This is a genomic window from Pseudobacter ginsenosidimutans, from assembly GCF_007970185.1.
GTDB lineage: Bacteria > Bacteroidota > Bacteroidia > Chitinophagales > Chitinophagaceae > Pseudobacter > Pseudobacter ginsenosidimutans.
In genome coordinates, this window is sequence record NZ_CP042431.1 from 4,515,184 (window position 1) to 4,528,614 (window position 13,431).

9 protein-coding genes are annotated in these 13,431 nt (G+C 44.9%); 6 read left to right on the forward strand and 3 right to left on the reverse strand.

The genetic code is table 11. The annotated features are described in order from the left end of the window. Nucleotides 1-197: 197 nt before the first annotated feature. From FSB84_RS17820 to FSB84_RS17830, 3 genes are all read right to left on the reverse strand, one after another. Complete coding sequence (locus tag FSB84_RS17820) at nt 198-1,307, reverse strand: DUF2911 domain-containing protein (protein ID WP_130539268.1); 1,110 nt, start codon at nt 1,305-1,307, stop codon at nt 198-200. Nucleotides 1,308-1,595: 288 nt separating this feature from the next. Beyond that, complete coding sequence (locus FSB84_RS17825; RefSeq protein ID WP_130539269.1) at nt 1,596-2,171, reverse strand: hypothetical protein; 576 nt, start codon at nt 2,169-2,171, stop codon at nt 1,596-1,598. A gap of 70 nt (nt 2,172-2,241) precedes the next feature. Further along, entirely contained in the window at nt 2,242-2,817 is a 576-nt protein-coding gene (locus FSB84_RS17830) for a hypothetical protein (protein ID WP_130539270.1), read from the reverse strand. A 252-nt stretch (nt 2,818-3,069) separates the two neighbouring features. On the opposite strand from FSB84_RS17830, the gene FSB84_RS17835 reads away from it, so the two are divergent. The 6 genes from FSB84_RS17835 to FSB84_RS17860 all read left to right on the forward strand — a co-directional run bounded on the left by FSB84_RS17835 (nt 3,070) and on the right by FSB84_RS17860 (nt 13,430). Beyond that, nucleotides 3,070-3,669, forward strand: a complete 600-nt coding sequence (locus FSB84_RS17835) for an RNA polymerase sigma factor (protein ID WP_130539271.1) — start codon at nt 3,070-3,072, stop codon at nt 3,667-3,669. Nucleotides 3,670-3,751: 82 nt separating this feature from the next. Further along, nucleotides 3,752-4,906: a FecR family protein gene (locus FSB84_RS17840; RefSeq protein WP_158643984.1), complete on the forward strand. Its 1,155-nt coding sequence runs from the start codon at nt 3,752-3,754 to the stop codon at nt 4,904-4,906. Between the two features lie 277 nt (nt 4,907-5,183). Next, nucleotides 5,184-8,669 (forward strand): SusC/RagA family TonB-linked outer membrane protein, encoded by a 3,486-nt coding sequence (locus FSB84_RS17845; protein ID WP_158643985.1) that lies wholly within the window; start codon nt 5,184-5,186, stop codon nt 8,667-8,669. Between the two features lie 17 nt (nt 8,670-8,686). After that, on the forward strand, nt 8,687-10,069 hold the full coding sequence (locus FSB84_RS17850) for a RagB/SusD family nutrient uptake outer membrane protein (protein WP_158643986.1): 1,383 nt from the start codon (nt 8,687-8,689) through the stop codon (nt 10,067-10,069). Nucleotides 10,070-10,157: 88 nt separating this feature from the next. Further along, the gene (locus FSB84_RS17855; protein ID WP_130539275.1) at nt 10,158-11,108 is read left to right on the forward strand and encodes an ABC transporter ATP-binding protein; all 951 of its coding nucleotides are present in this window, start codon (nt 10,158-10,160) and stop codon (nt 11,106-11,108) included. A gap of 18 nt (nt 11,109-11,126) precedes the next feature. Next, nucleotides 11,127-13,430: a Gldg family protein gene (locus FSB84_RS17860; RefSeq protein ID WP_130539276.1), complete on the forward strand. Its 2,304-nt coding sequence runs from the start codon at nt 11,127-11,129 to the stop codon at nt 13,428-13,430. Nucleotide 13,431: the final 1 nt, after the last annotated feature.

Consider the following 13,431-nt stretch of genomic DNA (forward strand, 5'->3'; position numbering starts at 1 on the left):
TTTGAATTTGTCCGAAAAAAGTACGCAAAAACTCGCAACTGCGGAAAGCCGCGATAGACGGACTTTTGCCGGTTTCCGTTTATTGCCGGAAACAGTTGATGTTTACTTTTCCATAAAAGAAAACGGGATGAACATCGGTCATATTGTTTTGACGGATGTTCATCCCGTTTTGAAACCTTTTTTTATTTCACTGAAAATTAATTGACGTCTTTTCCTTCGTTGAGCATTTTTATCAATCGTTCTACATTGATCTTATTGCCATTGTCGGGCGACTGAGGTAATGCTTTGTTGGCGTATTCCAGGGCTTTTTTGTAATTGCCGAGAGCAGAGTAGCCTCTCGTAAGTCCCATATTAGTGGTAAAGGTATTGGGATGTTTATCATAGTTGAGCTTAAAAACGTCGAAGGCTTCCTGGTTTTTCTTTTGCGCTAACAGTTGTCTTGCATAGTTGTGAACCTCTGCGGGAGTACCCAGCGTCAACGCGTCTTTCATGATGGCCTTTGCTTCATCCTGCTTGTTGAGTTTGGAGAGAAGCTGCGCTTTGGTGCTTAGGTTCCTGAAATTCTTTTCGCCAATGAATGCGCCATTGATGGAATGATCCGCCCATGTAAGCGCCTCTTCCAGATTGGTATTGTGCATCAGACAGAAATTAGCTGCCTGGTTGAAACTCTGCCATCCCGGATTGAAACTTTTCTCTCCTCTCAGTTCTTTTCTGAAAGAAGCTATTTGAAGGTTCACATAATCCGTTTCAATATGAATAGGGATGATGAGTTTTTCCCAGCTCAGTTCCAGGGTGGCACCGGTTTCAGTTTCGTTGGTGAACTGATACTGCAGCCATTCCACTTTTTTATCTGAAGGAACTGGTTTTACGGTTACGCGTAATGCATCTTCTTTCGGATCATAGAAGAAGCTGCCCCAGCTGGTATAATTCTTTGAAAAGATAACAGTGCTTTCATTGGGATCATAGGCGATGAAAAGTGCATATTTTCCGGCAGGAAGATTTTGTCCTTCCACTTTTACATCTGTAGAGAATTCTATTACTGTGTTTTCATTGGCGCCTGCCCGCCAGGGTGCGGATTTGCTGGTGCCGAAACCGAGATCTGCAAAACCTTTGTGCACCAGTCCACCCCAGATCTGCCCGTCTCTTCCTTTTACTGCGGGACGATCATAGTGAATGGTTACATCAGTGATTCCGATCTGTTCTCCCACCATGGCTTTTTTGTTTCCGCCATCGGGTGACGTTGTGAGCTGGGCAATAGAAGTGGAGGCACACAGCAAGGCTGTGCAAGCAAGTATTGGTATTCTCATTGTATACAGTTTTAGTACCTACAAGCTAATAAATAGACATGGTAATAAAACTGAATATTCTACCGGACAGGAAAAAAGAATGGATGAAAGGCAGTAATAAAGGGATGATTTGATGGCGGCTGAATCCCTTTCTGGGAGCGGGTTTGAGGAGCTTTGGAGATCAGTGGTGATTTGTAACCTTTCAACTGTTGGCGTATGTATACAAACAACGGGTTTCGGTGTAAAAGTGAAAGGACGCTCTTTTGAAGAGCGCCCTTTTCGGTAGATCACTGTATAACCGTCCTTGAATTATTTTGCTATCCAGATCTCGAACTGGATATTGGTATTAACGTTGTTGATTGTCAGTATCTGGATCAGTCCGGTCAGTTTTCCATCCTGGCTCCGGAATGCATAGGTTGCATCTTTCTGAATTGGGGTGATGCTTTTTTGCTCATTGGTGCCTTTCTTCCAGTTGTCCAGGATCAGTTGTACCGGGAAGCCATCTTTGTATTGGTCACGGTATTGCTGCATTTGATTGCTGGTGATGGTTGTTTTCCGGAAGCTAATGGGAAGGCGTGTTGTCCAGTTTCCCTGTTCAGTTGGTTTAGGGAAATTATCAGGACTGAACAGTCCGTATGTGTCGGCATGATTATAGTATCCGAATACAATGCTTTCCTGGTATTCTGAATCACCGATGAGGCTTTTGGAACTGAGTCCATCCATTGCTTTGATGGAATACCAGTTGGTGTTTTTATCGCCATCAACCTGATTGTATTCCAGATATCCTTCTGCATTACTGACGGTTGTTGGAACAAATTCACCCTTGTCCTTTTTGCAGGCGCTGAGCGCCAGCAGCACAATTGCAAATGATATTATCTTTTTCATTTTTCTTTTTTATGATAGAGTAGGTATTATTGAGGTTTCTGTATTGAGCATACAAGTGCTATCCTTATTATTATTTTGCAATCCAGATCACAAACCCGATGCTGGTGAAAAAACTATTCACACTTGTGATCATCATCAGAGCAGTCAGTTTACCGTCGTTGCTGCGAAAAGCATAGGTTTCTCCTTCCTGGGGGTGAGTGATATAATTGCGTTCGTTATAACCTTTCTTCCATTCCTCTACAATCAGTTGCGGAGGAAGTTTTTCCTGGTATTGGTCAGCCCATTCCTGCATCTGAACTATCGTGAGATTGGTCTTCCTGAATTTAATGGAAAGCCTGGTTTGCCAGTTTTCCTGACCGTACATTTTGGGAAAGTTATCAGGACTATAAATTCCGTATTCATCGCCCTTGTTGTAAAACCCGAAAACAATATTTTTCTGTATGTCTGCACTCTTGCTGATGTTTGGCAAGCTCAATCCAATCATTTCGCTTGCAGAGTACCAGTTGGTGTTGTTGGGCGTATTGGCTTCCTGGTAATACAGGGTTCCCGATCCATTTTCAACTGTAGTTGGATTGTATTCAGCTTTTTCTTTCTTACAGGAATGGAGTGTAATCAGCACTATGGCGAATGATAATATCTTTTTCATTTTTCTTTTTTTAGAATCGAATGAGATTGGTTGTGGTTTCAGGAACAAAGATGGGGAGAGGAAGCGGGAGGGGGAAGGGCCACTTAACGGATGGGGGAGTTTGGTTAATGGATGTGCAAAGCAAATCAGTCATTATTTCCAGGTAGTCTCTTTAGTCAGTGCAATCCCCAGAAAGAATTCCAGTCATGCTTTTAATCCCTATTTAGATATTTTTTGATAGTTTGCAGCATTGAAATATCAATGGCTTACTGATTGGTTACCGTTAACCCATATGAAGAAAAGGAACTGCTGAACCGTATTGCCGGTGGGGATGAGCAGGCATTCGAAATAATACTAAAGCAGTATTACCCCAAACTGCGCCCCTTCATTTATAAATATACTTCTTCATCCGGCGATATGGAAGAAGTGCTGCAGAACTGTTTTCTGCGCGTTTGGATCAACAGGGATAAATTACCATCCATAATTCATTTCAGTGCCTGGATCTATAAGGTTGCTTCCAGGGAGTATTTACTTTACCTGCGACAAAAGATGAAAGAAAAGCAGCAGATTTCATTGGAGCTGGCGGAAAGCCTGGCCGATAAAGTTGTGGGCAATCCTGAGGAGATGGTGCAGTTCCGGCAAGTGAAAGCCGCTCTCAGGGAAGCTGTAGAACTGTTGCCCGAACAAAGGAAGAAGATTTTCAAAATGAGCCGTGATGAAGGGATGAAGATCGCCGAGATCGCAGCTGCTCTTTCCGTTTCCACCAGCACAGTGAAAAACGCGCTCACTACAGCCTTGAAGCAGATCAGGGAATACCTACTTGCCAGAGGCTATCATATTCCCCTTATTCTTCTGAGCATTATGCTCGCCTGAAAATTTTTTTTTGTTCAGGATAGTACTGTTTCCCAATTTTTGTTTCTTATCAGTTATGGCTGAGCAACGAATACAATACTTATTGAAAAGATTCCTGCAACAAGAGCTGGATGAAGCCGGCTTGAAGGAATTGAAAGCAATGACCGATCCTGCGAAGGAAGAAGCGATGCTTGAACAGATGGCCTCAATGATGGAAATGGAGCCAGGTGATACCGGAAATGATGAAGAGATGGCCAGGGTACTGAAAAATGTGTTGAATGCTGACCGTGACGTTACAATTCCGGTGGTACGCAGGATTGGCTGGAAGCGCCGACTCGCCTGGGTAGCAGCTGCATCACTGGTGTTGTTTGCCAGTGCATATTGGTGGTTATCCGATGAAAAACAGATGCCTCCCCGGGAGCTTTCCGATTCACGTTCCGGCATTCAGCCGGGGCGCGATGGAGCTATCCTCACCCTGGCAGACGGTTCTCAGGTAATCCTCGATACGGTACGAAATGGTACTGTTACAACGCAGGGAGGCGCCAGGGCCATGATAGAAAACGGCATATTGAAATATGATGGTTCAGGGAATGAGCTTGTTTACAATACAATTACTACACCGAAAGGAAGACAATACCAGGTTGTATTACCGGATGCCACTATTGTGTGGCTGAATGCGGGTAGCTCCCTGCGGTTCCCTGCTGCATTCACCGGAGCAGATCGGTCAGTACAGTTGACTGGCGAAGCATTTTTTGAAGTTGCAAAGAACGAACAGAAGCCATTCAGGGTATCCATCCCCGGTAGAATGGAGATTGAAGTGTTGGGTACAACTTTCAATGTGCAGGCATACACTAATGAAGAAAGCATCGATGCCACCCTGATAAGTGGAGCAGTAAGTGTGAAAGTCACCAAACAAAGTCTTGTGTTGAAGCCAGGACAGCAGGCGCAGAACCGACAGGATAAAACCGTTACTGGTTCGCTCCGGCTGGTTCAACAGGTGGATACTCAAAAAGTACTGGCATGGAGAACGGGGAAATTCAATTTTGAAAATACCCGGCTCGTAGAGGTGATGCGTCAACTGGAACGCTGGTATGATATTGAAGTTGTTTACGAAAATGGAACACCTGATATAACACTCATGGGTAAACTTTCCAGGGATATTCCGCTGAAAGAATTATTGCCGGGACTAGAAGAATTAGGCGTACATGCCCGGCTTGAAGGAAGAAAGCTGATCATAATGGCTTCCACTAACCATTAAACCACGCTTTGATAGTTCATCAAAGTGTTACTCCCAGGGCAAATACTGCCCGTTTTAAACCGATCCTTTTCAAATACCGCTATAAACAAAACCGCCACGATTGGAGCCGTGGCGGTCAACGATGTAGTTGGTAAAATGGCTTGACAACCGATTTTATTCATCAACCAATCTTTGCAAAATTATGCAAAAAAACTGCTATTGGCCATATCCGTATGCGGAAAGGCTTGCGCCTGACCCTCCGCATTGGAAAAGGGCCATCCACCAAACTTTCAGGGTTATGAGACTGACCACTTTATTTTTGATCCTGGGCTTCCTGCAGATTCAGGCTTCCGGTATCGCTCAAAAAGTTTCCATCGAGGGAAAAGACCTCAGCCTGAAACAGGTTTTCAATGCAATCGAATCACAGACAGGATATGTAGTTCTTTACAATAAGGAGCTGGTGTTGAATGCGAAAAAAGTATCACTGTCGGTGAAGGATGTTTCCGTATCTGCCGTTCTCGAACTTGTACTGAAAGGCCAGGAAATAAAATTTGTGATCAGAGGTATGACTGTTTTCCTTTCTTCAAAACCAGATCCCGGAAAAAGGGTACCTGAATTGGATTTCACCGGACTGTTGAATGCGCCGCCAGTCCGGATCCTGGTAATAGATACTGCCGGGAATCCATTGGCGGGCGCTTCGGTAACGATCAAAAAAAGCGGGAAGTCCGGGATAACGGATGCCACTGGTACCATCCGGTTGAATGTTGTTGCCGGTGATCTGTTGCTGGTTTCGTTTGTAGGATATGAAGACACACATTTTTCCATCAGTCAGTCTGCCATCGATCAGGATGGGCAGGACCCGTCACACGCGCTGAAGGTCGTTTTGAAACCTTCTGTTTCCAGGCTGGAAGAAGTGGAAGTGACTGTGAACACCGGTTTCCAGAAATTGCCGAAAGACCGGGCTACAGGCTCTTTTGTATTGATCAATAATGAAACCCTGAACAGGAGTGTGGGATCAAATATACTCGACCGGCTGGATGGTGTAACCAGTGGACTTAACTTCAACAAGAATGTAGTTGGCAGTTCTGGCACGGGTGGACTCAGTATCAGGGGAAGAAGCACCATTTTCGCCAATGCTGTTCCGCTTATCATCCTCGATAATTTTCCCTATGAAGGAGATATCGCAAACATCAATCCCAATGATATCCTTTCGGTTACCGTACTGAAAGATGCGGCTGCAGCATCCATTTGGGGAGTGAAAGCGGGTAATGGCGTTATCGTAATCACCACTAAAAAAGGACAGGCGTCACAAATGCCAAGAATAAGTGTGAACGCCAATCTTACCGTATCCGAAAAACCCGGTCTGTTTTACGGGCCCCAATTGACTTCAAGTCAATGGATCGATCATGAGATATTCCTTTACCACAAAGGCCGTTACTCGCAGCAAATTGCCAATGGCTATAGCGCACTCAGCCCGGTGTTGGATATTCTGGAAGACAGGAAGTATAACAGGATCTCTGCAGGTGATTCTGCATTGGCCATCGATGCGCTCAGGCAATATGACGTAAGGAATGATCTCAAAAAGTATGTTTATCGTCGTGCATTGAATCAGCAATATGCCGTGAATGTGAGCGGAGGAGGAACGAATAACCGTTATTATGCTTCTGTAGGATATGATAAGAATATGGGAAACAGGAAATCGCTCAGCTATGACCGGCTGACCCTGAACGCAAACAATACATATCTCTTCCTGAATAACAAAGTGGAATGGAATACCGGAATTATTTTCTCCAACAGCAAAAGTTATGATCACAACAACGTGTATGTGAATCCCAATTCCCCTTATATCAGACTGGCCGACGAGCAGGGGAATGCGCTGCCGGTAGCAGATAATTTGAGGAGATCATTCACAGACACCGCCGGCGCGGGATTATTGCTCGACTGGCGTTTTTTCCCTTTGAATGAATTAACACCCACCCAGGAAACAATACTCACGGATTACCGGGTAAATACCAGCATTTCTGCTCAATTATGGAAGCCGCTAAAAGTGAGCGCTTATTTCCTTCACCAGAAAGGAATCAGCAATTACACGAAGAACAATTCAATTGAATCTTATTATACCCGTAACATGATCAACCAGTATTCGATCATCGATTATGTTGCGCATACGATCCAGCGGCCAATCCCGATAGGCGCTATCATAGATAAGAGTATCAGCACGAAGACCATGACCACTGGCCGTTTACAAATGGATTTTCACCAAATGCTCAACAACATACATGAGCTGAATTTTCTCGCCGGTATGGAGATCAGGGAGAGCAAGGCTGATGAAGAAACAAAGAAATTGTATGGATATGATCCGGAAATTACAGGCGCTTCCAACGGGACTATGGACTTTAGTAAGATCTATAAGTATTCTTATGGAACAGGACAGGGGAGAATTCAGGAAGGAACGAATACATCCTGGATGCTCGACAGGAACCGTTCTTATTATACCAATTTTTCTTACTCCCTTCTCTCGAAATATATCCTTTCCGGCAGCGCCCGCTGGGATGAATCGAATCTATTCGGAGTGAAAGCCAACCAGAAAGGCGTTCCGCTCTGGTCTGCAGGTTTATTATGGAATATCCACCAGGAATTGTTCTACAAATTTGATCTGATACCAATGTTGAAGGCCCGTATTACTTATGGTTACAATGGCAATGTAGACAAAAGTGTTACAGCTTTGCTGACTGCACAGGCCATCACAGGCGCATTCAATACTTTCAATCAGCCCTATATGAATATTTCCAATCCGCCTAACCCATCACTCCGCTGGGAAAAAGTTGGTGTGACTAACCTGGGGATCGATTTCGGTTTCAAAAATCAGGTTGTTACCGGATCCATCGAATATTATCTGAAGAATAGTACCGATCTCATTGCAAATAATGTTGTGGCGCCACAACTTGGCTTCGATAAACTAAAAACCAATTCTGCCAACCTGCGTACGCAGGGGGTGGATCTGGTTTTGAATGTTCAAATGATGAAAAGAGTGGTGAACTGGGATACCAAATTGCTTCTTAGTTTTTCGAAAGACAAAGTGACTTCCTACAAGATCAAGCAGGGTAATAATTACGACATCATCACAGGCAACTACCTGAACCCGCTGGAAGGTTATTCATTTTATGGGATGTTCAGTTTTCCCTACGCAGGCCTTAATAGCAGCGGTGATCCTGTGGGATACCTGGATGGAAAGGAAACCACGGACTATATCGGGATCTGGCGTTCTTCCAATACAGCCAATATCGTGTATAACGGAACGATGATGCCAGTATATTATGGCAGTTTGCTGAACAGCTTCCGATACAGGAATTTCTCCCTTTCTTTCAATATAACTTATAAGCTGGGGCATTATTTCAGAAGGAGATCATTCAGCTCTTCCTCACTCAACTCAAGCTACAGGCAAGCCGACTATGATCTGCGCTGGCAGAAGCCCGGAGATGAACTTTGGACAAATGTGCCGGCTTATGTTTATCCCGATGTTTCGGGCCGCGAAGTTTTGTACACAAATTCAACTGCACTGGCTGAGCGGGCAGACCATATACGCCTGCAGGATATTCGCTTCAGCTATGCAATGGACCGGAAACAGGTCTCGGGCTTCCCTTTTGCCAGGATCGATGTATTTGCATATGCCAGCAATCTTGGCTTATTGTGGCGGAAGAACAAGCATGGCCTGGACCCAGAAGGCTCCCTGAATTACGTGACGCCGATAAGCATCAGTTTAGGAATCAAAGCAGACCTCTAATGAAAATGAATTCAATCATGAAATCCAGCATAAACATCTTTGCAATACTTCTGCTGATATTGACTACCTCATGCGGAAAGGGTTTCCTGGAGAAGAAACCCAACTCAAGTATCGTTATTCCATCTACCCTCAGCGATTTTCAGCAATTATTAAATTCCTCGTCAGTAAACAGGTCGTCCATTCTTCCGGCAGTGTCGGCCGATGAATATTACATGGTTTCGCAGGAAGCCCTGGATGCAAGCACACCGATTGAGCGGAATGCTTATGTGTGGAATAAGGATATCTATGGTGAAGAAACCCGGATTGCCTTCTGGAACAATTCCTATCAATCGGTATTCATCGCAAACAGTGTACTGGCGCAACTTCCGGGAGTTCCGCCTCAGCAACAGCATACAGAAGCGTACAACAATGTTGAAGGACAGGCTTATTTTGTCAGGGCATTTGCTTACTTCGATTTGCTGAAAAGTTTCTCGGCGCCTTATGATGCAGCAACAGCATCAGCCGATCGCGGCGTTCCGCTGAAACTTTCACCCAATATCGATGAAACTCAGCCCAGATCTTCCGTTCAGGCTTCTTACGATCTGGTGATCGGAGATTTGTTGAAAGCCGCCTCATTACTGCCTCCCAAGGTGCAGCCTACTGTCAGGAATCAGGCCAGTAAAGCAGCGGCATATGCGCTGTTTGCGAGATTGTACATCAGCATGCGTAAATATGAACAGGCTGAATTGTATGCAGACAGTTGCCTGAACCTTTACGATACTTTGGTTGATTACAATACAGTAAGTCAAACATCCAACAATCCATTCACCAATACCGTTGCCGAATCGATCTTTTTCAGTTTCGTAAATACACAGCCTGCCGTTATCGGGCTGCACAATAATTCTGTGCTGATGAGTATCGATACTGTATTGCTCGATTTTTACGCTCCTTATGACCTGAGAAGGAAAATAATGTACAATACGGATCCTGCCACGAAGTTGACAAAAACAAAAACTTTCTATTCGAATTCAGGCCATCCTTACGGCGGTCTCGCCACAGATGAAATATATTTGATCAAGGCAGAATGCGCTGCCAGAGCCGGCAATAAAACTATTGCACTTCAATATCTCAATGACCTCCTGGTCACCCGGTTTGCCACCGGGTTCTTCACTCCTCTGGGTGCTGCGGATGCATCCGAAGCATTGCAATTGGTGCTGAAAGAAAGAAGGAAAGAGCTGGTATGGCGTGCGGGGCTGCGATGGGATGACCTTCGCCGTCTCAACAAAGAGGGGGCAGGCATTACACTCAAAAGAATTATCGGTGGACAAACTTATACCCTTCCTCCCAATGATCCCCGCTATGTTTTTCCAATCCCTGACGATGAAATAACGCTTGGCGGAATTGAACAAAATATAAGATAAACGATCCGGACAGGTTGCTTTTATGAACCACATTGCCAGTGGTAATGCCGGAGGCTTGCCTGTTTGTTGAATACAAATTGAATAAATCATGAATTCATCTATCGTAAAGGTGCAGCACCTTTCACACCGTTATGCCATTCAATGGGCCATCAAAGACATCAATTTCGAATTGAGCAGGGGCGGCGTATATGGTCTGCTGGGCGCCAATGGCGCAGGCAAATCTACCATCATGAATATTCTTTGTGGCGTGCTTCGCGCATCACATGGAGATGTGTTCATTCGTGGCGTCAACATCAGGAAACAGCCGCTGGAAGCGAAGAGATTTATTGGTTTCCTTCCGCAGCATCCGCCGGTGCTGGGTGATCTGACCGTGGAAGAGTACCTCCGCCACAGCGCACATATCAGGCTAATGCCTGCCGATTCTGTGAAGGATGCCACCAATGAAGTGATGGAGAAGGTAGCGGTTACGCATTTCCGAAAGAGACTGATCAAAAATCTTTCCGGCGGTTTTCAACAACGCGTTGGTATTGCACAGGCCATCATCCATAAACCGGACCTTGTGGTGTTTGATGAACCTACCAATGGCCTCGATCCAAACCAGATACTGGAAGTACGAAAACTGATCAAAGAAATAGCAGAAGAAAGAACAGTGCTTTTGTCTACACATATCCTGCAGGAAGTACAGGCCCTCTGTGATCATGTCTGGATGGTGAATGAAGGCCGCTTCGTTTTTGCAGGTTCAATGCAGGAATTCGACAATCAAATTCAGCCGAGTTCCATCATCATCAGTTTAATGAACCCGCCATCCCTGCAACGTATTGCCAGCCTGGAAGGCGTAGTAAAAGTGGAACAACTTGCTCCGCAGCGATTTCGACTGTTGTTCAACGATCCCACCCGTGTAATGGACGCAGTGGTAAGTCAGAGCAATACACAGGGCTGGCGGCTGACGGAGCTGCAAATGGAAAAGAACTCGCTTGAAAATATTTTTGCTTCCCTCTCAGGAAAGACTATTGAACAGGAAGGAGCAACAAATTCATAATCCCCATAGAAAAAGATCATGAAAACAACATGCTATTTAGCCAGAACAGAGATACAGAAATTATTTTATTCACCAGTGCCCTGGTTGGTACTGGTTATCTATTGCTTCCAGTCTTCACTCATTTTTACTGGTATATGGTCCCAGCTCCTCAAGAACCTTTCGCTTGGGTATGATACCAGCGCCATTACACTCAGGAATTTCTCGGATGAAATGCGAGGCGGTGCTTTTCAGAAAATATCGAATTACCTCTATCTCTATATTCCGCTCATTACAATGGGGATCATGAGCCGTGATATCAGTTCTGGTTCCATCAAACAATTGTACTCTTCCCCCATAACCAACTGGCAGATCATCATGGGAAAATACCTGGCGCTGCTGGTATTCTGCCTGGCCATTACCGCAGTAACAGGGATCTTTTGCCTGTATGCATTCTATAGTATCGAAAATGTGGAGGTGGGGCTGGTATTAACGGGATTGCTGGGCATGTTCCTGCTGATGTGTGCTTATTGCGCAATCGGCTTGTTCATGTCTTCACTGACCTCATATTCAGTGGTGGCTGCCATGCTTACCCTGGGCATATTGTTCATACTGAACAATGTTGGCACTGTAGGATTGGACTATGCCATTGTCAGGGATATCACTTATTGGTTATCGTTAGGAGCGAAATCAACCTATTTTATCTTTGGCCTGATCTCTTCGAAGAACCTGCTTTACTTTTTACTTGTTTCCGGCATGTTCCTCGGCTTCACTTATATCAAACTGAGTTCCGCCAGGCAGTCTGCCACAAAGATGGGTAACTTTTTGAAGTACCTGGCCGTATTCCTGGGAGCCAGCCTTACAGGCGTTATTTCGTCCCTGCCATCCATGCAGTTCTATTTGGATACCACCAGGTCGAAGATCAATACCCTCAGTAAGGCAAGCCAGGAAGTGCTCTCGTCATTAGATGAACAGCTTACAGTGTATACCTATTCAAATATGCTCGATAAAGGGAGTAATGCACACCTTGCTTTACCCAAATACGTGAATTACGATTTCGACCGCTTCGCAAATTATGTACGGTTCAAACCCGATACCAAAATAGAATATGAATATTATTATCACAAGACAGACAATGAGCACCTGGAAAAACAATATCCATTTCTGACAGATGAAGAAAGACTGGAGAAGCTGAAGGAGATCAATGACTGGAATTTCAAAATAATACCCTTTGCATCTCTTCAGCATAAGGCAGACCTGTCTTCTGAAAATTACCGATTTGTGCGTATGCTGGAAACCAGGTCAGGGAAACGCAGCTTTCTGAGAGTTTTCGACGATAATTGGGTGCTGCCATTTGAATCTGAGATCACAGCCGCTATCAAAGGTTTGGTAACCACGCTGCCGACTATTGGCTTTGTTTCAGGACATGGAGAACGCGACAGCAGGAATGAGTTCGACAGGGGTTACAACAGGATAGCAGAAGAGAAAGCTTTTCGTTATTCATTCATCAACCAGGGATTTTATTTTGCAGATGTTTCACTGGGGAACGCTGTTCCCGACAGTATTTCGATTTTGATCATTGCCGAACCAAGGTCTCCCCTGAGCGATACCGATAGAAAGCACCTGGACGAATACATCGCACGTGGAGGCAATCTGCTGATTTGCGGCGAACCGGACCAGGTGGAATGGTTGAATCCCCTCACCGGTTCACTGGGTGTTGAATTTTTGAAAGGCACCCTGGTGAAGCCCGGTGATAAAAGTGATCCCACACTTTCTATTTTAAGACCCACAGCTGCATCGAAGCAATTTTCTTTTCATATGGAAGAAATGCTGAAGAGCAAGAACGATGTACTTGTTTTCCCCGCGGCCGGTGCACTGAAGGTATCGCGTGATCATGGCTTCAGTGTTATTCCTCTGGTTACATCCGACAGCACCGAAGGTTGGCTTGAACTGCAGACCACCAACTTTGTAGATGATGCGCCTTCTTTCGATCCCGCCACTGAAATCAAACAGCCTTACGAAACTGTAGTGGCATTATCGAGAAAAGTAAACAATAAAGAGCAAAGGATCATTATAGCCGGTGATGCCGACTGGATCAGCAATGGAGAGATACTGAAACAACGTCCGAAGATAAGGACAGCCAATTATTATCTCATCAAAGCAGTTTTTTACTGGCTAAGTGAGGGCAAAGCTCCGATCGATACAAGAAGAGCACCACCCACGGATAATTCGCTCACCATTACGAAAGCTGGCTGGGCCTGGCATAGCTTCCTGTTGAAATGGGTGCTGCCACTTGCTATCGTTGCATTTACCGCTGTTTTTCTGTTGAGAAGAAAACGTAAATAAG